Origin of the sequence: Sphaerisporangium sp. NPDC051011, assembly GCF_040653595.1 — a bacterium.
Lineage (GTDB): Bacteria > Actinomycetota > Actinomycetes > Streptosporangiales > Streptosporangiaceae > Sphaerisporangium.
The window spans coordinates 74,614-95,990 of sequence record NZ_JBFAGG010000005.1; the positions used below are offsets into that span (position 1 = coordinate 74,614).

Genomic DNA, 21,377 nt, shown 5'->3' on the forward strand with positions numbered 1-21,377 from the left:
TCATGGCGCGTCCTCGCCGCGCGAGGGCGCCCTTGAGCCGGCGATCCCTCGCGCCACCTGGTCGCGCGGGACCAGAGAGCCTCCCGTTCGCGTGTGTGATCCCCCGATCACCACGTGCCCTGAATAGGGGCATTCATGCGGTGTACCCGAAGCGTACCGGGAGGTGGGCATGGGTGCCGCGAATCTCGTCCTGGCCGTGCGATCATGGGGCGTTAAGCCCGATATATGCGGATATTCAGCGAAAGCAACGAGGACGCAACCCGCCACGGGAACGCGACACTACGCGTCTCGCGTTCGACTGATCGTGAAATCCCCCTTGTCCCAGCCCGGTTCCGTGCGGTTGCTTCTCTCCCACGTTCGTCCCTTCACGCGGACGCTCGTCCTCGGCGGCGTGCTCGGCCTGCTGGGCAGTGCCGCCGGGCTCGCCACGCCGCTCGTCGCCAAGAACGTGATCGACGCGTTCGGCCAGAACGTTTCACTCGCCGGCCCGGTCATCATGCTCAGCGCGCTCGTCGTCCTCGGCGCCGGCATCTCCGCGCTGGGCGGGTACGTGCTGGAACGCACAGCCGAGAGCGTGGTGCTGAGCGCGCGGCTGCGACTGATCCGGCGCATGCTGCGGCTGCGCGTGCCCGACGTGGACCGGCTGGAACCGGGCGACCTGCAGTCCCGCGTCACCGCCGACACGACCCTGCTGCGCGCGGTGTGCACGTCGGGCCTGACCAACGGCGTGACGGCGGTGTTCACGCTCGCCGGGTGCATCACGCTCATGGCGGTCATGGACGGCTTCCTGCTGCTGGTCACGCTCGCCGTCCTGGCGGTCGTCGGAGGCGTCAACATCTTCCTGCTGCCGCACATCCGCCGCGCCACCAACGCCGCGCAGGTCGCGCTCGGCGAGGTGGGCTCGGCGCTCGACCGCTCGCTCCAGGCGTTCCGCACGGTCAAGGCGTCCGGCGCGGAGGAGCGCGAGACGGCCACCGTGGAGGACGCCGCCACGACGGCCTGGCGGCGCGGGCTCAGCGCGGCGGGCTGGAGCGCGGCCGCCGGCACCACGACGTGGCTCGCCGTCCAGCTCGCCTTCCTGGCCGTACTTGGCGCCGGCGGCGTCCGCGTGTCGAACGGCCTGCTGGAGGTCTCCTCGCTGATCGCGTTCCTGTTGTACCTCTTCTATCTGACCTCGCCGATCGCCGAGCTCGTCCAGGCGGCGGTGCAGCTCCAGTCCGGGCTGGCGGTGATCCCCCGGCTGCGCGAGGTCGAGGATCTGCCCGCCGAGCCGTCCGGCCCGGCCGAGGCGCCGATCCCGATCGGATCCGGCCCCGCGGGCGTGACACTGGCCGGCGTGGACTTCCGGTACGGCGACGACCGCCCGCAGGCCCTGCGCGGGGTGACCTTCGAGATCCCCGCCGGGGGCATGACCGCGCTGGTCGGGCCGTCGGGCGCCGGCAAATCGACGATCTTCGCGTTGCTGGAGCGGTTCTACGAGCCGACGGCCGGGAGCATCGTGACCGACGGGCGCGACATCCGCGACCTGCCCCTCGGCGCGTGGCGCTCCTCCCTGGGGTACGTCGAGCAGGACGCGCCGGTGTTGTCCGGAAGCCTGCGGCAGAACATCGTGTTCGCCGCGCCCGAGGCCACCGAGGAGGAGGTGGCCGAGGTCGTCCGGCGCACGCGGCTGGAGGACCTCGTGCGCAGGCTGCCCGAGGGCCTGGAGACGGCGGTCGGCCACCGGGGGCAGATGCTGTCCGGCGGGGAGCGCCAGCGCGTGGCCATCGCCCGCGCGCTGCTGCGCAGGCCGAGGCTGCTCCTGCTGGACGAGGCGACGTCCCAGCTCGACGCCGTCAACGAGATGCGGCTACGCGACGTGATCAACGAGGTCGCGGGCACGACCACGGTGCTGGTGATCGCCCACCGGCTGTCCACGGTGACGTCGGCGGACCGCATCGTCGTCCTGGAGGGCGGCCGGGTCCGCGCCGTGGGCACCCACCGCGAGCTGCTCACGCGGGACGACCTGTACCGCGAGCTCGCCACCACCCAGTTCGTGGCGAGCACCGAGGCCCTTCCCGGCTGAGGCTCGCCATCCCGCCCCTGCTCAGGGGGCGATTCCCTCGTCGCGGGCATGGCCGGCGAAGATCGTCGGCCGGCTTTTCCCTTTCGGACCTATCCGGTGCCCCGGCGGCCCCGGATAGGGGATGAGGATCCCGGCCGGACCAAGGGCGGGGCAATTTGCCACCACCGCAGGGAACTGCACGGCGATGTCGATTCGGCACCGCCGTAGGCGCACCAGAATCTGGTACACCGCGAGAACGTTCTTCCCTGATGGGACGGTGGGGCCGAATCGGCACCACCGCAGTTCACGCCCGGTGAACGTTTCCCCAGGTCTCGCGGTCCCGCCGGATCGGCGGCACCGTCACCGCCGATCCCGAGAAACCCCAGATCGTGCGGTGCCGCCACCGTGGCGGGACCGGACATGATGTCTCACTCGGCGCTGTGGGCGAGGTGTTCGCCGATGAGCCGCATGGTGCGCCGCTGTGCGGGATTCATGCCCTCCGTTACGAGGACTGTCAGCGAGTCGGTGTTCATCTGCTCACTAGGGCTGTCGGGGAAGTCTGGGAACGCCTTGTAGTGGGTGGAGAGGAACGCGCGGATCGTGGCGGTCGCACGGTCAACAAGAGAGTCGATCTCGTCTTCAGAGGCGTCGGCGGGTAGTTCCTGGAGCGCGGTGTTGACGTGGAGGAGTTCCTCGGGTGCATTTTTCAGGGCTTTGACGAAAGTGAGCGTGTCTTCCTTCGGCATCAGGTGAGTAAGAACGATTGCGACGTTGCGCGAGGCGGGATCGCCTCCGAGTGCCTCCATGGCCAGCAGCGCTTCGGGCGACAGATCGGGTGAGACCCCGAGACTGATCAGCTCATCGACCTCGGATCGGATGCGCTCAAGGTCGGCGATTCTGGTGTCGAGTTCCGCGCGTAATCCGCGCAGGGATTCCTGACCATCCTCTTCGGAATCAAGCATCCGAGCGACGTCGTCGAGGGTGAACCCGAGGCCAGTGAGGCGGGCGATGCGCAGCGCGAGTACGAGGTGGCGGGCGGTGTACTGCTTGTACCCATTCGCGAGCCGTTCAGGTTCGGGCAGGAGCCCGATGTCATGCCAGTGACGGATCGAGCGTAGCGTGACGCCAGCGAGGACCGCAAGTTGCCTGGTACTCCACGCCACGATCAGCCCTCCTTCGCTTCCACTGCTACATCAATTGTGTCCAACGACCGGAACGCGGGGGCGCACAGCGCGATGACGACGGTCACCACGATCACGGCCACGATCCCGATGCCCGCCGTCACGAGCCCGAACCCGGAAGCGATTGCAGCGATGGGAGCCGAGGTGAGGGCGGGTGCCGCAAGCATGAGAGCGTTCTGTGCACCGAGCACACGTCCGCGCATCTGATCCGGAGTCGCCTCGATGGTCGCCACCCCCAGCACCGCAGACATGGGGCCGCTGGTCAGACCGATGAACACGGCAGCCGCCAGCACCATCCAGGGCGCTGCCATCACGCCGATCACAGTGAACCCGATGCCAATGCCAACCATCCCGATCACGAACCAGGCACGGCGCGACACCTTCCCCGCAGTCGCCGCATACACGCCCGCGCTGAGAAGGCCACCGAGCGCGATACCGGTCGCGGCGAACCCACTGAGCTCGGGCAGGTTCTCGCTCGTGAAGTAGGCGGGCATGATCGTCGCCTGCAACGCCGCGATCACCGCGACGAACACCGCCGACAGCAGGCTCGCACCCAGCACCAACCTGTGCCAGAGCAGGAACCGCCACCCGGTCGCCAGGTCAGCGAACACCCCGCGAACACCGGCCTCCGCGGTGCGCGCATCGGTCGCGGTGATCTCTCCCGCGCGGGACGACATCGCGGACGACAGCAACGCCGCGGCAAGACTCATTCCGGCGGTGATGAACAACGCGGCAGAACTCACACCGACCAGCCACACCAGCAACCCACCCAGGCCAGGCCCGATCAGCATCAGCGCGCCCGACAGCGACTCGCGGACACCCACCAGCCGGTCCAGTGCGCCCGGCTTACCACCGTCGAGTTGGACGAGGCGGGGAAGCAGCGTCTCCCGCGCCGTCATCCCCGGCATGTCTCCGAACGAGCCGATCACACCCAGCACGATGAACCACGTCAGGCTCAACCCCCACAACGCATCCACAACCGGGACCGCGGCAACCGACGCCGCGGACAACACATCGCTGACAATCGACACCGTCCGCCGGTTCACCCGATCAACGACCACCCCCGCCAGCACCCCCACAACCGCCGCAACCGCAGCAGTCACCGAGGCAAGAACTCCGGCGGCGAGGATGTCACCGGTCTTCGCGAGCACCAGCAACGGGAACAACACCGACGCGATCCCATTCCCCAACAGCGACAGACTGTACGACCCCAGATAAACCCATGTACTTCGACTCATGAACCGATCACAAACTATGCCGCCACGGCACAGTCAAGTCAGAAGCCGAAAGCACCCAGTGAACACGAGTAAAGCGATTCCGACCACGGCGAGGCGTCCGGGTCTGGCACGTCCAGGTCCGGGTCCGGGTCCGGGTCCGGGGACGTGGCCGCCACGAGCGGCGGGGACGACGCGCGGTCGCCGGGCGGGGCTTCGTCCGGTCCGCCCGGCATCGGAGGCTCCGCGGCGCCGGGAATCGGCGGGCCGCTCGGGGATCTCGGCATGGCCGCGACCCTCACCGCCGTCGGCCTGCTGCTCGTCAGGCTCTCCTCCCGTCTCGACCGCCTGGCGACCGTCCACGCAGCCTGGGCGGGGCCTTCTGACGCCCGCCGCCCCTGCGACGTCGGCGAAGTGGGGAGATCCGCCGGGCGCCCGTAAGATCACGGGCATGAGGCCAACGCTGATCTGGATCCACGGGGGCGCGTGGATGCGGCGGCACGCGAGCGAGCGGTCGCGCGAGATCCTGTCCGCCCAGGGGCTCCACGTGGTGACGGCCACGCACCGGCTGAGCGACGAGGCCATCTGGCCCGCGCAACTGGACGATGTCCGGGAGGCCGCCCGCGCGGCCCGCGCCGAGCGGCCGGACGCGCCGCTGCTGGTGGGCGGCAGGTCCTCGGGCGGCCACCTGGCCCTCCAGCTCGGGTTGCGCGGCATCGACGCCCCCGACGACGTGGCCGGCGTCATCGCCGTCAGCCCGCCGGTGGACCCGCTCGCCGCCGACTGGCCCGAGTCCCGCGCCGCGGGCAGCCCGTGGTCGCGCCTGCTCGGCCACGTCCCCACCCCGCTGGACGACGTGACCGCCGACGCGACCCCCGCCAACCACGTGGGCAACGGCGTGCCGGTGCTGCTCCTCCACGGCGCCGACGACACGACCGTCCCCCCGACCCAGGCGCTGGACCTGGCGGGCGCCCTCCTGGCCTCCGGCCACCCCGTCACGACGTACCTCAGGAGCGGCGACCACGACCTCGACCTGGAGCGGGACGACGTCCGCCAGGTGATCGCGGCCTTCCTCTCCGTCCCGGCCCTGACCGCGGCACGGGACCCCGCCGTCTCCTGACGCCCGTGGTCGCGAGACGGACGTCAGGCGCAGTTGGGGGCGTGAGGGGTCGGTCAGGAGCGGACGTACTTCGCGCGGATCTCGCAGGCGGTCTGCTCGATCTGGTCCTCGATCGGCAGGAGCCGGGCCTTACCGCAGGTCAGCGGCGGCGTGTGGTCGAGTGCTCGCCGGTGTTCCAAGCCGAGGGCAGGTCGTGGCGGCCGGACACGAACTCCTGCACGGCGATCTTGACCTTGATCACCGGCCTGCGCCAGCGGTTCTCCCGGTGGACGGCCTTGGCCATCTTGGACGGGCTCGGCCGACGCGAGCCGGGGGCGAAGAGCCAGCGCGCCCACGGCGAGCCGGGACGCGCCAGCCGTACCGCGCCGACGATCAGGAGGATCGGCACGAACAAGCCCGCGAGGCCGGTCCAGATCTTGCCTTTTATGAGGGTGACGACGGCGAGCACGAGGTTGCCGACGAGGAACAGGACGGCCGTCCACCTGCCGGCGGGGGACGGGTCGGGCTCCTCCCAGCCGAGGGGTCGCATGCCGAGCAGTAGGAGCACCGTCACGGCGACGGCGACGAAGACGGCGTCGACCGAGGTGCGCCCTTCCTCCGTCCAGTAGACGTCGCGCAGGTGCAGGATCAGCGCGAACTCGTCCAGGACGAGGGCTGCGCCGACCCCGAAGACGGCCGCCGTCAGCGCGTACCAGCCCGGGGAGTAGCCGGCGACGACCAGCCCGGCGACCCCGCCGAGGATCATCAGCACGACGCCGAACACGACGTGGTGGACGTGGACGTCGCCCACGCTGACGTTGCGGAACCAGCCCACCTTCGCGCGGATGAGCCGGACGTTCACGCGCGTGAACAGGAACGTGACGATCAGCGCCACCAGGAAGCAGAAGAGCGGCAGCCGCCCTGTGTCGATGATCCGTTCCTGGAACCAGATTCCCACGATCACCCCCCATTACCGATGCTACGGCCCCCATTCGGGTGATCCCCGCGTTTCGCGGGCGCCGATCGTTTCCGTACGGAACGTCGCATCCCGGAGGCCGGGCTCCAGGAACGCGTGGAATGTCAGGCCAGGAACGCCCGCAGCAGCGCCGCCGTCCCGTCCAGGTGCTCGGTGACGGCCCTGCGCGCGGCCTCCGGGTTCCCGGCGAGGATCGCGGCGACGATGGCGGCGTGCTGCGCGGCGGCGTGGTCGATGTTCGGCCCGAGCACCGGGATGGCGTTGAGCAGGTCGGTCACCCGCAGCCGCGCGTCCGCGCACGCCGCCGCCAGCAGCGCCGACCCGGTCAGCTCGGCGATCGACAGGTGGAAGGCCGTGTCCAGGCGCCGGTAGTCGGCGGGCGCGGCGTCGTTGACGTCCGCGAGCCGCCGTCTCAACGTGGCCCGCTGCTCGTCGGTGAGGATTGAGGTCGCCAGGACCTGCGCGGCGCCGCACTCGACGGCCATGCGGAAGATCAGCGCGTCCTCCAGCTCGTACGGGCCCATCGCGTTGACGGCGCGGCGCAGGTCGCCGTGGCCGCCGGCGAGCGGGGGCTCGTAGACGACGAACGCCCCGCCGTAGCGGCCGCGCCGCACGTCCAGGTACCCGGCCTCCTGGAGGGAGCGAATCGCCTCGCGCAGCGTGACGCGGCTGATGCCGAGCTGGACGGCCAGCTCCCGCTCGGGGGGAAGCTTGTCGCCGGAGGGGACCACGCCGAGCTTGATCGCCTGGAGCAGTCGCTCGACGGTCTCCTCGAACGCGTTGCCCGCCCGGACGGGACGAAGGAGCGCGACGAGCTGCGGCTCCCCCATCACGACCTCCCTGTTCCCGATGCTGTTCCCCCTTCAATGGGTCGAGATTAGTCCAATTGAAGCCTCGGGTCGCCGAAACCGTTGACGCGGGGCCGCCGCTGGTGCTTGCATGCCTCCAATGGTCTGTTTCCAGACTTTTGGAGGGCGCGGTGCTCACCGTCGACCAACTGCGCGAGGACGTCTCCGCCGGCCGGGTGGACACGGTGCTCCTGGCCATCGTCGACATGCAGGGACGCCTCCAGGGCAAGCGGCTGTCCGCGCGGTACTTCCTGGAGGAGGTGCTGGAGCACGCCGCCGAGGGCTGTAACTACCTGCTCGCCGTGGACGTCGACATGAACACCGTGGGCGGCTACGGCATGTCGTCATGGGAACGCGGCTACGGCGACTTCGTGATGAAGCCGGACCTGTCCACCCTGCGCCGGGTGCCCTGGCAGGAGGGCACGGTCCTGCTGATGGCGGACGTCCTCTGGGAGGACGGCACCGACGTCGTCGCCTCGCCGCGCCAGATCCTGCGCGCCCAGCTCGCGCGGCTGGCCGAGCGCGGCTGGAAGGCGTACGTCGGCACCGAGCTGGAGTTCGTCGTCTACACCGACACCTACGAGAGCGCCTGGTCGAAGGCGTACCGCGACCTCACCCCGGCCAACCAGTACAACGTGGACTACTCGCTGCTCGGCGGCGCCCGGGTCGAGCCGCTGCTGCGCCGCATCCGGCTCGGCATGGAGGGCGCGGGCATGTACGTCGAGTCCGCCAAGGGCGAGTGCAACTTCGGCCAGCACGAGATCGCCTTCCGGTTCGACGAGGCCCTCGCCACCTGCGACAACCACTCGATCTACAAGAACGGCGCCAAGGAGATCGCGGCCCAGGACGGCATGTCGCTCACCTTCATGGCCAAGCCGAACCACCGCGAGGGCAACTCCTGCCACATCCACATCTCGCTGCGGACCGCCGAGGGCGCGCCGGTCATGGCGGGCGGCGGCGCGCACGGCCTGTCCACGATCGGCGAGCACTTCATCGCGGGCCAGCTCGCCGCGCTGCGCGAGTTCACGCTGCTCTACGCGCCCAACATCAACTCATACAAGCGGTACGTTCCCGGCAGCTTCGCCCCGACGGCGGTCAAGTGGGGCGTGGACAACCGCACCTGCGCCCTGCGCCTGGTCGGGCACGGCCCCTCGCTGCGCGTGGAGAACCGCGTGCCGGGCGGCGACGTCAACCCCTACCTGGCGGTATCGGCGCTGGTCGCGGCCGGGTTGCACGGCATCGACAACGGGCTGCCGCTGGAAGAGGCGTACGGCGGGAACGCCTACACGGCGGGCGCCGACACCGTGCCCACGACGCTTCGCGACGCCCTCGCCCTGTGGGAGTCTTCGAAGATCGCCAAGGCCGCGCTCGGCGAGGAGGTCGTCGAGCACTACGCGAACAACGCCCGCGTCGAACTGGCCGCCTTCGACGCGGCCGTCACCGACTGGGAACTGTTCCGGGGATTCGAGCGGATGTGAAATGAAGATCGTCAACCCTGCCACCGAGGAAGTCCTCGCCGACGTCGAGCTCGCGGACGCCGCCGAGATCGACCGCGCGGTGGAGCGGGCGCGCGCGGCGTTCCCGGCCTGGCGCGACGTCGCGCCCGGGGACCGCGCCCGGCTGCTGCGGCGCTTCGCCGACCTCGTGGACGCCCACGGCGAGGAGCTGGCCCGCCTGGAGCTGGCCAACTCCGGGCACCCGATCGGCAACGCCCGCTGGGAGGCGGGCAACGTCCGCGACGTGCTGCACTTCTACGCGGGCGCGCCCGAGCGCAACCACGGCAAGCAGATCCCGGTGCCCGGCGGGGTGGACATCACGTTCGCCGAGCCGCTCGGCGTCGTCGGGGTCATCGTGCCCTGGAACTTCCCGATGGTGATCATGACGTGGGGGGTCGCCCCCGCGCTCGCGGCCGGCAACACGGTCATCGTGAAGCCCGCCGAGTGGACTCCGCTGACGGCTTTGAGGCTCGCCGATCTGGCCCTCGAAGCCGGCCTCCCCGAGGGGGTGCTCCAGGTTCTGCCTGGAGCAGGGGAGGTCGCGGGGGCCCGCCTGGCCGAGCATCCCGGCGTGAACAAGATCGTGTTCACCGGATCGACCGAGGTCGGCAGGATCATCGCCGCGAGCGCCGCGCGGACCGTCAAGCGGCTCACCCTGGAGCTAGGCGGCAAGAACGCCAACGTCGTCTTCGCCGACGCCGACATCGAACGGGCCGCCGCCACCGCGCCCGGAGCCGTCTTCGACAACAGCGGCCAGGACTGCTGCGCCCGCTCGCGCATCCTCGTGCAGCGCCCGGTCCTGGACGAGTTCCTCGACCGGCTCGGCGCGGCCGTCACGTCCCTCACCGTCGGCGACCCGCTCGACCCCGGCACCGACCTCGGGCCGCTGATCAGCGCCGAGCACCGCGCGCGCGTGGCGTCGTTCGTCACCGGCACACCGCGCTTCCAGGGGACCCGCCCTGCGGGCAAGGGTTTCTGGTTCCCGCCGACCGTGCTCACCCACGAGTCGCTGGACGAGCGCGCGTTCACCGAGGAGATCTTCGGGCCGGTCGTCAGCGTCGTCCCGTTCGACGACGAGGCCGACGCCGTGCGCATCGCCAACGACACCGTGTACGGCCTGTCCGGGTCGATCTGGACGCGGGACGTCGGGCGGGCGCTGCGCGTGGCCCGCGCGATCGAGGCGGGCAACCTGTCGGTGAACTCCCACTCCTCCGTGCGGTACTGGACGCCGTTCGGCGGCTTCAAGCAGTCGGGCCTCGGCCGCGAGCTCGGCCCCGACGCGCTGGCCGCGTTCACCGAGACCAAGAACGTCTTCATAGCCCACTGAGCCCACTGATCCACCGATCGCGGGCGAGCACCACCGATTTTCCAGGCACCGAGGAGATATTCACCATGCAACGTCTGCGTGACCGCGTCGCCGTGATCACGGGAGCGGCCGGCGGCATCGGCCTCGCCACCGCCCGCCGCTTCGCCGAGGAGGGCGCGAAGGTCGTCTGCGCCGACGTCGACGAGGTGGCCGGCGCCAAGGCGGCCGACGAGGTGGGCGGCCTGTTCGTCCGGTGCGACGTCACCAGCGAGGATGACGTCAGCCGCATGTTCGAGACGGCCTTCGAGACCTACGGCAGCGTGGACATCGCGTTCAACAACGCGGGCATCTCCCCGCCCGACGACGACTCGATCCTGACGACCGGCATCGACGCGTGGCGCCGCGTCCAGGACGTCAACCTGACCAGCGTGTACCTGTGCTGCAAGCACGCGATCCCGTACATGCGGCGGCAGGGCAAGGGCTCGATCATCAACACCGCGTCGTTCGTGGCGGTCATGGGCTCGGCGACGTCCCAGATCTCCTACACCGCGTCCAAGGGCGGCGTGCTCGCCATGTCGCGCGAGCTGGGCGTCCAGTTCGCCCGCGAGGGCATCCGGGTCAACGCGCTGTGCCCGGGGCCGGTCAACACCCCGCTGCTCCAGGAGCTGTTCGCCAAGGACCCCGAGCGTGCCCAGCGGCGCCTCGTGCACATCCCGCTCGGGCGGTTCGCCGAGGCGTCCGAGATCGCCGCCGCCGTGGCGTTCCTGGCCTCGGACGACGCGAGCTTCATCACCGGCGCCGAGTTCCTGGTGGACGGCGGCATCTCCGGCGCCTACGTCACCCCGCTGTAGGGCTTCGCGATGTCACGGCCCGTCATCGGGATCACCTGTTACGTCGAGCCGGCCGCGTTCACCGTGTGGGAGACGCGGGCGGCGCTGCTGCCGTACGACTACGTCGACCAGGTCGTCCGGGCCGGGGGCCAGCCGGTGCTGCTGCCCCCGGCGGGCGACCCGGCGCCGCTGGTCGAGCTGCTCGACGGGCTGATCGTGGCGGGCGGCGGGGACGTCGATCCGGGGCGGTACGGGGAGGAACCGGCGGAACACACCGGCTACGTCCGGAAATTTCGGGATGAGGCTGAGTTTGGGCTGGTCGGTGCCGCTCTGAAGGCCGAACTGCCGTTCCTGGGCATCTGCCGGGGCCTCCAGGTCCTGAACGTCCACCTCGGCGGCGCCCTCCACCAGCACCTGCCCCACGTGACCGGCCACAGCGCCCACGCCCCCGTCCCCGGCCGCTACGGCCAGATGCCCGTACGCCCGGAGCCGGGCACCAGGCTCGCCGAGATCCTCGGCACCGGCCCCGTCGACACCGCCCACTACCACCACCAGGCGGCAGCCCGCCTCGGCGAGGGCCTGATCGTCACCGCCACCGCCGAGGACGGCACCGTCGAGGCCGTCGAACTCCCCGGCCACCCGTTCACGCTCGCCGTCCAATGGCACCCGGAGACCGGCGATGACAACACCCTCTTCCACGCCCTCATCACCGCCGCCGCCACCTAGCCCACCCTGACCGGGGAGGGAGTGGCCGCCGCTGGGCATGGACAGGAGGGCAGGCATTGGTAGGGTGGGCGAGAACACCGATGATCCCGTGCGGGAGAGAGTCCTGACATCCGGTCAGGACCCCTGAAGGAGCAAGTCCTCCCCGCGAACCTCACAAGGCAAAGGACCGCGCGGGCAAGGTGATCTCTGGAAAGCAGGCCTCCTCCGGGGGCCTCGCCGAAGGTGAAAGTCCGGCAAAACCCGGGCGAAACTCTCAGGCACCGATGACAGAGGGGGAGGATGCTCTCATCCAACCCTGTCTGAGGTGCGCATCATGTCCAGACCCACACCGCTCCGCGAGGTGCACGCGACCCTCGGCGCGACGCTCACCGACTTCGCCGGCTGGCTGATGCCGTTGCGCTACGGCAGCGAATCCGCCGAACACAACGCGGTGCGCACGGCCGCCGGCCTCTTCGACCTCTCCCACATGGGCGAGATCTTCGTCACGGGCCCGCAGGCGGGCGAGGCGCTGGACCACGCGCTGGTCGGCAATCTGTCCGCGCTGGAACCCGGCCGCGCCCGGTACACCATGATCTGTGCCCCCGACGGCGGCGTCCTGGACGACCTGATCGTCTACCGCCTGGCGGGCGAGGAGTTCATGGTCGTCGCCAACGCCTCCAACTACGCGCGCGTCGCCGCCGAGCTGACCGAGCGCTCCACGGACTTCGACACCGAGGTCGACGACCGCTCCGACCAGTACGCGCTGATCGCCGTCCAGGGCCCCCGCGCCCAGGAGATCCTCGCCACGCTCACCGACGCCGACCTCCCCTCGCTGAAGTACTACGCGGGCCTGCCCGGCACGGTCGCCGGCGCCGAGGCCCTGATCGCCCGCACCGGCTACACCGGCGAGGACGGCTTCGAGCTCTTCGTCGCCGCCGCCGACGCCGTCCCCCTCTGGCAGGAACTCACCAAGGCGGGCGACGCGTACGGGCTGCGCCCCGCCGGCCTGTCCGCCCGGGACACGCTCCGGCTCGAAGCCGGCATGCCGCTGTACGGCAACGAGCTGAACGCCGGGCTCACCCCCTTCGACGCGGGCCTCGGCCGCGTCGTGAGGTTCGACAAGCCCGGCGACTTCGTCGGCCGCGCGGCCCTGTCGCCGCTGAAGGACATCCCGCCGCGCCGCCGCCTCACCGGGCTCGTCGCGCGGGGCCGCCGAGTGCCGCGCCACGGATATCCCGTGGTGCTGCTGACGGACGGCACCGTCGTTGGAGAGGTCACCAGCGGCGCGCCCTCGCAGTCCCTCGGCAAGCCGATCGCGATGGCCTACGTGGACACCAACGTGTCCGAGGGGCTCGCGGTCGACATCCGTGGTAGCCATGAACCGGTCGACGTGGTTGACCTGCCTTTTTACCGGAGGAGCAAGTGAGCAGCATTCCCGAGGAGCTCAGCTACACCAAGGAGCACGAGTGGGTCGCCGGTCTGGACGACGGCCTCACCGTGACCGTGGGCATCACGGCGTACGCCGCCGAGTCGCTGGGTGACGTCGTCTACGTCCAGCTCCCCGAAGCGGGCGCGACGATCGAGGCGGGCGACGCCGTCGGCGAGGTCGAGTCGACCAAGTCGGTCAGCGACATCTACGCGCCGGTCAGCGGCGAGATCGTCGAGGTCAACCAGACCGTCGTGGACGACCCGTCCCTCGTCAACTCCGACCCGTACGGCGAGGGCTGGCTGTTCCGCGTGCGCATCGAAGGCGCCCCGGAGGAGCTGCTCACCGCCGAGGAGTACACGACCGTCACCACGGCCGAGTCCTGACGCTCCTCTCCCCTGCCGTACCCGTACCCCGGTCGTGCGGGCTCCGGCCCCGGCTCCGGCGAGCCACCGCTCGCCGGAGCGCCCTTCCCCTCCTTCACCTCATCCGAACTTCACCGCACACGTTCCGAAGGGCGGAAGATCAATGGCGATCAGCGTCTTCGACCTGTTCAAGATCGGCATAGGCCCGTCGAGCTCGCACACCGGCGGCCCGATGGCCGCCGCCCACAAGTTCGCCCGCGGCCTTCAGCGGGACGGTCTGCTGGAGAAGACCGCGCGCGTCAAGGTCATCCTGTACGGCTCGCTCGGCCTGACCGGCAAGGGCCACGGCAGCGACAAGGCGGTCCTGCTCGGCCTGTCCGGCGAGAAGCCCGAGCTCGTGGACGTCGACACCGTCGACGAACGCCTCGCCCGGATGCGCGCCTCCGGCACCCTGCGGCTGTTCGGCGCCCAGGAGATCCCCTTCGTCGTCGGCGAGCACTGCGTGTTCGAACGCAAGATCTCGCTGCCCCACCACCCGAACGGCATGCGCTTCACCGCCTTCTCCCCCGAGGGCGAGACGCTGCGCGAGAAGATCTACTACTCGGTGGGCGGCGGGTTCGTCGTCGACGAGAACGCCACCGGCGCCGACCGCATCAAACCGGACGACACCGAGCTCCCCTACCCGTTCCTCACCGCGGCCGAGCTGCTGAAGCAGTGCGCCGAGAGCGGGCTGTCCATCTCCGGGCTGATGATGGAGAACGAGAAGGCGTTCGGCCGTACGGAGGCCGAGATCCGGGCGGGGCTGCTCAACCTGTGGCGGGTCATGTCCGAGTGCGTGCGGCGCGGCACCACCAAGGAGGGCGTGCTGCCGGGCGGCCTTAAGGTCAAGCGGCGGGCCAATCAGATGCTGCGGCGACTCCAGAGCGAAAGCCCCGAGAAGGACCCCCTCCAGACCATGGACTGGGTCACACTGTTCGCCCTCGCCGTCAACGAGGAGAACGCCGCCGGAGGCCGCATCGTCACCGCCCCGACCAACGGCGCCGCCGGCATCATCCCCGCCGTGCTGACGTACTACGACCGGTTCGTCCCGGGCGCCGACGAGGACGGCGTGATCCGCTTTCTCCTCACCGCCGGGGCCATCGGCGTCCTGTTCAAGGAGAACGCCTCGATCTCCGGCGCCGAGGTCGGCTGCCAGGGGGAGGTCGGCTCGGCGTGCTCCATGGCCGCCGCCGGCCTGACCGAGGCCCTCGGCGGCACGCCCGAGCAGGTCGAGAACGCCGCCGAGATCGGCATCGAACACAACCTCGGCCTCACCTGCGACCCCATCGGCGGCCTGGTGCAGATTCCCTGCATCGAGCGCAACGCGGTCGCCTCCATCAAGGCCATCACCGCCGCCCGAATCGCCATGCGCGGCGACGGCCGCCACTTCGTCAGCCTGGACAAGGCCATCAAGACAATGCGCGACACCGGCCGCGACATGCTCGACAAATACAAGGAAACCAGCCGCGGCGGCCTCGCGGTCAACGTCATCGAATGCTGACCTGTCCCCCCTCAAGAACCGGCTCAAGAAGATCGACGACAGACAGCCCGGTCTCACCCCCCACAAGCCGCAAGGCGACCTCCGCACGAGCCGCGAGATCGAGGGGGGCAAGCCCCTCGGCTTGATTGGCGTGGACAATACGGTCAAGCCCCGCGCCGACCAGAGGCGCGGCAGTGCGGAGTGAGGCCTGCAGGGCGACTCCCTGTATCGCCCCGCCATGCAGGACGATGTTGCGGGTACGGTACAGCCGACGCAGAGCGATGCGGTAGGTCCCCATGACCTCGCCCAGCACACGACGGGGGTCCGCGAGCAAGGCTGCCATTCGCGTAGCGGCCGGACTGTCACTGTGCTTGGTTCGAGCACCCGAGAAGTCCAGAACCGTAACATCCGACGCGACCAAGGCTTCGGCCACGCACCGAGCGCGCTCTCGGTTTCTCGTACAGGCGGCGATGCGCTCAGCAAGATCATCTGGCTTGGGCGGCTTGTGGTGGTGAGCCAGCGCGGTGAGTTCAGCCCTTGGCCAGGAGCACGCGATGATCGCCGCGAGACGGTCGGCGGCGACGGCCTTGCCGGATCGCTCCATCTCTTTCGGGTCGTCAGGATGAGTGAGTAACGCCTCGATGGCGGCCCAGGCTCCGGCCACCGCAGGCCCGAGCGGCCCCTGGTTGACCGGTGCCGCCAATTCGAGGACATCGTCGATGCGGCTGCGCACGCCCTCAACCTGGTACAAGTGACCTTCATTGACGAGAGTCAGAAGGTCGGCGCTGCGCGCAGGAGGGTCGAAGCGGATCGGAACGGGATGCCCGGCGACCCATATGTATGGGTGTGGGATGATCCCACCCCGATGTCGGCGCAAGAACAATGAACGAGCAACCATTCGTTCGACCTTTTGCCGAGCCTGTGCGGCCGCCCCGTATGCATCCAGCGCAGTGAGGCGATAAAGAAAGCCTCCCCCAGGCCGCATACCAGAGGCGTCGTACCCGTGTTCGCGCAACCAAGCGATCACGTCACCTTTGGACATCCAGTTGACCAGGGGTTCGGCGAGTTCACGGTGCGGGACCCCAGATAGGGCGATGAGCACGACAAACGGCCTCGGATGCGCTCGTGCAAGCTCTGCCGCACTGTCAGCGATCTCACGGGTGTCCACATGGTTGTTGTAAAGCCCAGTGGCCCACGCCAGTAGGTGACGCGTGCTGTATCCAAGATCCAGCAGGTGCGCGGCCACCGTGCGGGAAAATCGCTCCGGTCCAGGCCGGCCAGGTAGGACGGCGGCCTCGGCCCACCGCTCCAGGTAGCCCCAGCGAGCGTGTTCGATGATCTCACGCAACCGCCGTCGGGCCGGGCTCGGATCAGGAAGCGGCACGCTGAGCAGGTCGGTGATCTCCTTCCGCAGATCACGCTCGCCCAGACCTCGGTCTGGACCGATGAGCGCGCGCAGTTCAGCGCGCTGCCAGTCGCAGGAGGCCGGGGAGAGAACGCCTTGGGCCTGCCATGTCCCCACTTCCCATAGTTCTTCCAGTGCCAGCAACGACCCAACATCCCAAAGTCTGCGGGCCCAAGGCGTGCCATCGTCCTTGAAGAAGTCGATCATGCGTGCCAGAGCATGGCGCGCGTAAGGCTCATTGGTTCCAGGGGGTGACGAACTCAACACGGTGAGTACCGTAGCCGATCCCTGTGACACGTGCTAACCTGTTGAGCAGACTTAGAGGGGCACCCGCCAGCCATGGCCGCTGCCCCTTTTTTATTATGCGGCTTTTATTATGCGGCGCCCCTCTCGACCAGGCAGGCCACAAGCATCCGCCCTCCCGCCATCGACGGAGCACTTGATCGGGTGGGCTCACCTGGATCGACCATGACGAAGCTGCACAGGTGGGGACACTCACCGCGACCACAATTATTTCTGCTCCGCCGCCTAACTGGCGTCTAGCGCTGGACTTGCATGGCTAGCAGGACGAACTTGCACTGGATTGTGCTATATCAGACCGCACCTACCGCCGACAAATTCCAGTTCCCTATGATCGCCGTACGGTATCCTTTACACGCACCGAGGGATGACCGCCATTTGATCGATGGCCATCGTCCCTTTCTTCTGTCTCCCCGGAGACGTCCGCATTTGCCTGGCCAGGCTGTGGCGTACCTTGGGGGACCCACGCAGCCGGCTGGGCTCCCCAAGGACGGGTTTACGAGTTGGATCGCGAACGACCTGCAGTCGACGGCGTCAGATCTCGGCTTGCCTTATGCCGCGCAGGAATGCAGACCATTCGACAGGAGAGAAGGTCAGGGGCGGGGCGGTCGGGATCTTGCTGTCCCTTACGGCGATGAGGCCGGGGATGTTCGAAGCCACCTCGACGCACTGGCCGGAGTCACTGCTGTAGCTGCTCGTGCACCAGTGCGCACCCCGAAGGTCAGGCGCCATTCGGATCACCACTTCCTCGATGAGTCCTATGAGATCAGATCTCATCAGCTTGGAGGCCGCGCAGGAATGTGGTCCACTCGCCGGGAGTGAGGGTCAGGGCCGGGCTGGTTGGGGCCTTGCTGTCCCTTACGGCGATGAGGCCGGGGATGTTCGAGGCCACCTCGACGCACTCGCCCGCGTCACCGCTGAAGCTGCTCTTACGCCACTGTGCGTCCCGAAGGTCAGGCGCCAATTCGGTTCACCGCTTCCTCTATGAGTCGGAGTGACTGCTTGAACGGTACGGCTTCGGCCCTGATTGCGTCATACTTCCGGATCAAGTCGGCGATCAGGGCTCGGTCGTCGAACGTACGCCCGACGGGTTGGGCATCCGCGTACGCGGCGTAACAGGACCCGTTCCGTTCAGCGATGATGAACCCGCCCATGAGCCCACAGTGAGGCCGAGCAGCGTAGGGCACGAGCTGGATCGTCACCTGGGGATGTTGGGCGATCTCCAGCAGGTGGCTTAGCTGCTCACGCATGATCTCCGCACTGCCGATGTGGTCGCGGATCACATCCTCGTCGATGACCACATTGAGCGCGGGAGCCTGATCACGATGCAGGATCGCCTGCCGCTGCATCCGATTCGCGACTCGTTCCTCGACCTCCTCGTTGGAGATGCCGGGCCAGGTCGAGAGAATCTCCCGTGCGTATGCCTGAGTCTGCAGCAGCCCGGGAACGACCAAGGGCTGCCACGTCCGAAGGCTCGTGGCGTCCTCTTCTTCCTCCAGCCAGGGGCGGAGGTACTCGGGGGCCTTGTGCCAGGTTGTGGCCATGTACAGCCTGAGCATGGTGCCTTCCAGGGAGAAGGCCTTGTCGCAGAGCTCCGCGAACTGCTTCGACGGGGGCCGTTTGGCTCTCTCGATCATGTTGATCATGGAGTCTGAGTAGCCGAGCCGCCTGGCCAGTTGCCGTTGGCTCATGTTGGCCGCCTGACGGTGGCGGCGTAGCTCGAAGGCGAAAAGGGCTCGTGGGGACTCGTGCGGGTCCATCTCTTTGTCGGGGGACAAAAGTGCACCTACCCATCCATGTGTGATCGTTTTAATGAGATCGCTTCGCGCACCTAACGGATTCGTTCACTGGAGCTGTGAGCACAGACTGCTTTCAATTCGCCACTGATCGTAGCCACGCTTTGGCACGCTTGCAGGGCGAAGTTCGGAAGTCTTCGGCGAATTCTTCGTCCGGGCGCAAAAGAAGGAAGGGCGGTGCAGGAGGGAGCGACCATCAATCGACAGAAGACGACGGCGGGAAAGTCGTAGAAACACGTCGGCCCTCGGCGGGGTTCCGCCGAGGGCCTTTGGCTATTTCGTTTTCGGCGCCCGTCGGCGCCGTTTTTGCGTCCGTGGAATTAGTCGGCGGAGGTCGTCGAGAGCCGTTGGCCTTCGCCACGAAAGTCATTCGTGGACGCGCCGCGGTACGCGGCCGGGTGCTCACCAACGTCCGACGGCGGCCGGCACGTCCGCGGGGGCCGGTGCCGCGACGGCGCGGGTGCGCCACAGTTCCACGCCGAGCCAGAGCGCGCCGAGCGCGGTGAGTACGCCGTGGGCGATGCGGAGGGTGCCCGTGCCGAAGAACTGCGGGAGGAACAGGGCGAAGGCGGCGGCAAGCGGGACGGCGCTCCAGCGGGCCAGGACGCCCGAGCGCCAGACGGCGACGGCGGCCATCACGACGCCCACGCCGAGGAGCACGAGCCCGGCGCCGAACATGGTGACCGCCACGGGCTGGAACCGGAACTCCTCGACCAGTGCCATCAACGACAGGTCGCCCTGCGCGACGACCCGCCGGGCGATCACGTACAGGCCGAAGTCCTCGGCGCCGTAGTACGGCAGGGTGAGGCCGGTGCCGATCATCGTCACCACGAGGGCGTGCAGGCTGCGGCGGTGGCCGAGCACGAGGTGGACGCCCAGCAGTCCAAGCGTGAGCAGGATGAAGCCGATCATGGCGAACAGGTGGGACGCGACCCAGGCCGAGGAGCCGATCGCCTCGGCCCCGGACACGGATGACTCATCCGAGTAGGGACGAACGACCGGATACAGAAAGAACAGGGCACCGGCCACCACGAGGGCGGCGGCTCCGAAGCGGACGCGGGGGGCGGCGGGGGTGGCGGTGTTCATGAGTGGTTCCCATCGAAACGGGGAGCAATCAAGTTCGACGCTCCTCTTTGAGAGCAATGCTCTCCCTTAAGAACGCCGATGTCAATCGAGTTCCCCGCTCTGGAGACTCACGGGCCGCCGTGCCTCGTGGCGGGGCGGGCTAGCATGTAGAGCCCGTTGTCCCCCCGAGGAGGTTCGCGGTGTTGTCGGGTGCGGCTTCCCGTGCGGCCGGGTCGTCGGCTGAGGTGGAGACCGGCGCTCCGGCGGAGCCGTCGTCCGGGCGGGCACGCGGGGGCTTCGGTACGTTCGCCCGCGCGCACTGGGTGTTCCTGCTCGCGGTGATCGCCGGGGCGGCGCTGAGGCTGGTCGCCGTGCTCGGGTACCGGCCGGCGCTGTGGTTCTGGGCCGACTCGTTCGTGTACGTCAACGCGGCGCTCGACCCGCGGCCGCTGGAGTCACGGCCGTCCGGCTATTCGCTCTTCCTGTGGGCGCTCCGCCCGTTTCACGACTTCACCGCCGTCATCGTGGTCCAGCACCTGCTCGGCCTGGCCATGGCGGTCTGCGTGTACGCGCTGCTGCGCCGCCGGGCCCGGCTCCCCGGCTGGGGGGCGACGCTCGCCGCCGTCCCGGTGCTGTTCGACGTGCACATGGTGCAGCTCGAACATCTGGTGATGGCCGACCTGCTGTTCACGTTCCTGGTGACGGCGGCGGTGACCGTCCTGCTGTGGAGGCCGAGGCCGACGGTCTGGACGGCCGTCGGCGCGGGCCTGCTCCTCATGGCCGCCACGCTCACCCGGACGGTGGGGCTGCCCGTCCTGGTCGTCGTGCTCGTGGCCATGGTGATCGCGCGCGCGGGGCTGCGGGCCGTGCTTGCGACCGCGCTGGCCGCCGCCGTGGGCATCGGCGGGTACGCCGTCTGGTTCCACGGCACGTACGGGAGCTACGGTCTCGGCCAGAGCAACGTGTGGCTGTGGGCGCGCACGATGAGCTTCGCGGACTGCGCGAAGATCAGGCCGGCCGGCGAGGAGAAGATCCTCTGCCCGGCGGAGCCGGTGTCCGCGCGTCCGGCTCCCCCGGTCTACATCTGGGACGGCGGCTCGCCGCTCGCCAAGGTGAAGAAGGACGCCGACCGCGAGCGGCTCGCGGGGGCGTTCTCGAAGGACGCTATCCTGGCGCAGCCGTTCGATTTCCTGCTCACCGGCGTCCGGGACGCCTTGTGGAGCTTCGAATGGACACGCCGGATGTATCCGACGCCCGGCCCGCAGAGCGCGTACGTCTTCCCCGACTCCGTGAAGCCGTTCACGGACAAGATCGCGTCCTCCGGCCGCACCGCGCCCCAGCTCACGACCGCCTACCAGGGCCACAGCGCGGACACCGTCGCGGCCGAGCCCTACGCCGGATGGCTGCGCGCCTACCAACAGCAGGGCTACGTCCGGGGGCCGCTGCTGGCGCTGATCCTGCTGGCGGGCCTGGCCGGGGTGGTCGTCCGGTGGCGGCGGCTGGGCGGTCCGGTGCTGCTGCCCTGGGCGGTCGCGGTGTCGCTGCTCGTGCTCCCGCCGCTGATCGCCGCGTTCGACCACCGCTACGTCGTGCCGGTCCTGCCGGTGGCCTGCCTCGCCGCGGGCCTCGCCTTCGCCCGTCGCACGCCCGGCGAGGCGAGCCCGGCCACGTCCCCGCGGGCCCGGCACCGGCGGCGTGGCGGCGATGCCGAGCCGCGCGCGGAGCTGTGAGCGGGTACGCTGGGTCGCCCGCGGACAGCCGGGTGTCGGGGATCATGCGGAGGTGTGACAACCTCATAACAT

The 21,377-nt window shown here is 69.2% G+C and carries 22 protein-coding genes and 1 riboswitch; of the genes, 11 read left to right on the forward strand and 11 right to left on the reverse strand.

The genetic code is table 11. The features are described from left to right. Positions 1-334 precede the first annotated feature (334 nt). Positions 335-2,065, forward strand: coding sequence for an ABC transporter ATP-binding protein (locus tag AB0H21_RS13200; RefSeq protein ID WP_358515604.1), 1,731 nt, complete (start codon positions 335-337; stop codon positions 2,063-2,065). Positions 2,066-2,086: 21 nt separating this feature from the next. On the opposite strand, the gene AB0H21_RS13205 is transcribed toward AB0H21_RS13200, so the two are convergent. From AB0H21_RS13205 to AB0H21_RS13215, 3 genes are all read right to left on the reverse strand, one after another. Beyond that, positions 2,087-2,293 carry a hypothetical protein gene (locus tag AB0H21_RS13205; RefSeq protein WP_358515607.1) on the reverse strand — a complete coding sequence of 69 codons (207 nt, stop codon included), beginning with the start codon at positions 2,291-2,293 and terminating at the stop codon, positions 2,087-2,089. Positions 2,294-2,472: 179 nt separating this feature from the next. Further along, entirely contained in the window at positions 2,473-3,207 is a 735-nt protein-coding gene (locus AB0H21_RS13210; protein ID WP_358515610.1) for a MerR family transcriptional regulator, read from the reverse strand. A gap of 2 nt (positions 3,208-3,209) precedes the next feature. Further along, positions 3,210-4,463: an MFS transporter gene (locus tag AB0H21_RS13215; protein WP_358515613.1), complete on the reverse strand. Its 1,254-nt coding sequence runs from the start codon at positions 4,461-4,463 to the stop codon at positions 3,210-3,212. A gap of 144 nt (positions 4,464-4,607) precedes the next feature. On the opposite strand from AB0H21_RS13215, the gene AB0H21_RS13220 reads away from it, so the two are divergent. Beyond that, the gene (locus tag AB0H21_RS13220; RefSeq protein WP_358515616.1) at positions 4,608-4,880 is read left to right on the forward strand and encodes a hypothetical protein; all 273 of its coding nucleotides are present in this window, start codon (positions 4,608-4,610) and stop codon (positions 4,878-4,880) included. 10 nt (positions 4,881-4,890) lie between these two features. Next, positions 4,891-5,559 carry an alpha/beta hydrolase gene (locus tag AB0H21_RS13225; RefSeq protein WP_358515618.1) on the forward strand — a complete coding sequence of 223 codons (669 nt, stop codon included), beginning with the start codon at positions 4,891-4,893 and terminating at the stop codon, positions 5,557-5,559. A 53-nt stretch (positions 5,560-5,612) separates the two neighbouring features. Here AB0H21_RS13225 and AB0H21_RS13230 read toward each other — a convergent pair whose 3' ends face one another. From AB0H21_RS13230 to AB0H21_RS13240, 3 genes are all read right to left on the reverse strand, one after another. Then, positions 5,613-5,738 carry a hypothetical protein gene (locus AB0H21_RS13230; RefSeq protein ID WP_358516565.1) on the reverse strand — a complete coding sequence of 42 codons (126 nt, stop codon included), beginning with the start codon at positions 5,736-5,738 and terminating at the stop codon, positions 5,613-5,615. Continuing rightward, entirely contained in the window at positions 5,699-6,496 is a 798-nt protein-coding gene (locus tag AB0H21_RS13235) for a hypothetical protein (protein WP_358515621.1), read from the reverse strand. Before AB0H21_RS13235 ends, AB0H21_RS13230 begins: the two co-directional genes overlap by 40 nt. Before the next feature lie 122 nt (positions 6,497-6,618). Beyond that, positions 6,619-7,344, reverse strand: a complete 726-nt coding sequence (locus AB0H21_RS13240) for an FCD domain-containing protein (protein WP_358515623.1) — start codon at positions 7,342-7,344, stop codon at positions 6,619-6,621. Between the two features lie 149 nt (positions 7,345-7,493). Between AB0H21_RS13240 and AB0H21_RS13245 the strand changes: the two genes are divergently transcribed. The 7 genes from AB0H21_RS13245 (at position 7,494) to AB0H21_RS13275 (ending at position 15,030) form a co-directional block, all read left to right on the forward strand. Next, positions 7,494-8,840, forward strand: coding sequence for a glutamine synthetase family protein (locus AB0H21_RS13245; RefSeq protein ID WP_358515625.1), 1,347 nt, complete (start codon positions 7,494-7,496; stop codon positions 8,838-8,840). A 1-nt stretch (position 8,841) separates the two neighbouring features. Continuing rightward, on the forward strand, positions 8,842-10,185 hold the full coding sequence (locus tag AB0H21_RS13250; protein WP_358515628.1) for an aldehyde dehydrogenase family protein: 1,344 nt from the start codon (positions 8,842-8,844) through the stop codon (positions 10,183-10,185). 65 nt (positions 10,186-10,250) lie between these two features. Then, complete coding sequence (locus AB0H21_RS13255; RefSeq protein WP_358515631.1) at positions 10,251-11,015, forward strand: 3-oxoacyl-ACP reductase; 765 nt, start codon at positions 10,251-10,253, stop codon at positions 11,013-11,015. Between the two features lie 9 nt (positions 11,016-11,024). Beyond that, the gene (locus tag AB0H21_RS13260) at positions 11,025-11,720 is read left to right on the forward strand and encodes a gamma-glutamyl-gamma-aminobutyrate hydrolase family protein (RefSeq protein WP_358515633.1); all 696 of its coding nucleotides are present in this window, start codon (positions 11,025-11,027) and stop codon (positions 11,718-11,720) included. An 81-nt stretch (positions 11,721-11,801) separates the two neighbouring features. Then, positions 11,802-11,899: riboswitch (glycine riboswitch) on the forward strand. Between the two features lie 134 nt (positions 11,900-12,033). Beyond that, complete coding sequence (gene gcvT, locus AB0H21_RS13265; protein WP_358515636.1) at positions 12,034-13,125, forward strand: glycine cleavage system aminomethyltransferase GcvT; 1,092 nt, start codon at positions 12,034-12,036, stop codon at positions 13,123-13,125. Beyond that, positions 13,122-13,511: a glycine cleavage system protein GcvH gene (gene gcvH, locus AB0H21_RS13270; protein WP_358515639.1), complete on the forward strand. Its 390-nt coding sequence runs from the start codon at positions 13,122-13,124 to the stop codon at positions 13,509-13,511. The genes gcvT and gcvH overlap by 4 nt, the downstream gene beginning before the upstream one ends. Positions 13,512-13,653: 142 nt before the next feature. Then, the gene (locus tag AB0H21_RS13275; RefSeq protein ID WP_358515642.1) at positions 13,654-15,030 is read left to right on the forward strand and encodes an L-serine ammonia-lyase; all 1,377 of its coding nucleotides are present in this window, start codon (positions 13,654-13,656) and stop codon (positions 15,028-15,030) included. Here AB0H21_RS13275 and AB0H21_RS13280 read toward each other — a convergent pair. From AB0H21_RS13280 to AB0H21_RS13300, 5 genes are all read right to left on the reverse strand, one after another. Continuing rightward, positions 15,017-16,621 (reverse strand): integrase, encoded by a 1,605-nt coding sequence (locus tag AB0H21_RS13280; RefSeq protein WP_358515644.1) that lies wholly within the window; start codon positions 16,619-16,621, stop codon positions 15,017-15,019. The genes AB0H21_RS13275 and AB0H21_RS13280 overlap by 14 nt on opposite strands. Positions 16,622-17,248: 627 nt before the next feature. Then, positions 17,249-17,491, reverse strand: coding sequence for a DUF397 domain-containing protein (locus tag AB0H21_RS13285; protein ID WP_358515647.1), 243 nt, complete (start codon positions 17,489-17,491; stop codon positions 17,249-17,251). Continuing rightward, positions 17,481-17,678, reverse strand: a complete 198-nt coding sequence (locus AB0H21_RS13290) for a DUF397 domain-containing protein (RefSeq protein ID WP_358515650.1) — start codon at positions 17,676-17,678, stop codon at positions 17,481-17,483. Before AB0H21_RS13290 ends, AB0H21_RS13285 begins: the two co-directional genes overlap by 11 nt. Continuing rightward, a complete protein-coding gene (locus AB0H21_RS13295; protein WP_358516543.1) occupies positions 17,668-18,474 on the reverse strand; it encodes a helix-turn-helix transcriptional regulator in 807 nt (268 codons plus the stop codon). The genes AB0H21_RS13290 and AB0H21_RS13295 overlap by 11 nt, the downstream gene beginning before the upstream one ends. A gap of 438 nt (positions 18,475-18,912) precedes the next feature. Continuing rightward, entirely contained in the window at positions 18,913-19,596 is a 684-nt protein-coding gene (locus tag AB0H21_RS13300; protein ID WP_358515653.1) for a hypothetical protein, read from the reverse strand. Between the two features lie 179 nt (positions 19,597-19,775). On the opposite strand from AB0H21_RS13300, the gene AB0H21_RS13305 reads away from it, so the two are divergent. Then, positions 19,776-21,305 (forward strand): hypothetical protein, encoded by a 1,530-nt coding sequence (locus AB0H21_RS13305; RefSeq protein WP_358515656.1) that lies wholly within the window; start codon positions 19,776-19,778, stop codon positions 21,303-21,305. Positions 21,306-21,377 lie beyond the last annotated feature (72 nt).

Bases quoted from the DNA above. Each gene is read 5' to 3' on its own strand.
- AB0H21_RS13215 (WP_358515613.1), bottom strand. From the start codon at position 4,463: ATGAGTCGAAGTACATGGGTTTATCTGGGGTCGTACAGTCTGTCGCTG.
- AB0H21_RS13225 (WP_358515618.1), top strand. From the start codon at position 4,891: ATGAGGCCAACGCTGATCTGGATCCACGGGGGCGCGTGGATGCGGCGG.
- AB0H21_RS13240 (WP_358515623.1), bottom strand. From the start codon at position 7,344: ATGGGGGAGCCGCAGCTCGTCGCGCTCCTTCGTCCCGTCCGGGCGGGC.
- AB0H21_RS13250 (WP_358515628.1), top strand. From the start codon at position 8,842: ATGAAGATCGTCAACCCTGCCACCGAGGAAGTCCTCGCCGACGTCGAG.
- AB0H21_RS13255 (WP_358515631.1), top strand. From the start codon at position 10,251: ATGCAACGTCTGCGTGACCGCGTCGCCGTGATCACGGGAGCGGCCGGC.
- AB0H21_RS13260 (WP_358515633.1), top strand. From the start codon at position 11,025: ATGTCACGGCCCGTCATCGGGATCACCTGTTACGTCGAGCCGGCCGCG.
- gcvT (WP_358515636.1), top strand. From the start codon at position 12,034: ATGTCCAGACCCACACCGCTCCGCGAGGTGCACGCGACCCTCGGCGCG.
- AB0H21_RS13275 (WP_358515642.1), top strand. From the start codon at position 13,654: ATGGCGATCAGCGTCTTCGACCTGTTCAAGATCGGCATAGGCCCGTCG.
- AB0H21_RS13280 (WP_358515644.1), bottom strand. From the start codon at position 16,621: ATGATCGACTTCTTCAAGGACGATGGCACGCCTTGGGCCCGCAGACTT.
- AB0H21_RS13285 (WP_358515647.1), bottom strand. From the start codon at position 17,491: ATGAGATCTGATCTCATAGGACTCATCGAGGAAGTGGTGATCCGAATG.
- AB0H21_RS13295 (WP_358516543.1), bottom strand. From the start codon at position 18,474: ATGGACCCGCACGAGTCCCCACGAGCCCTTTTCGCCTTCGAGCTACGC.
- AB0H21_RS13300 (WP_358515653.1), bottom strand. From the start codon at position 19,596: ATGAACACCGCCACCCCCGCCGCCCCCCGCGTCCGCTTCGGAGCCGCC.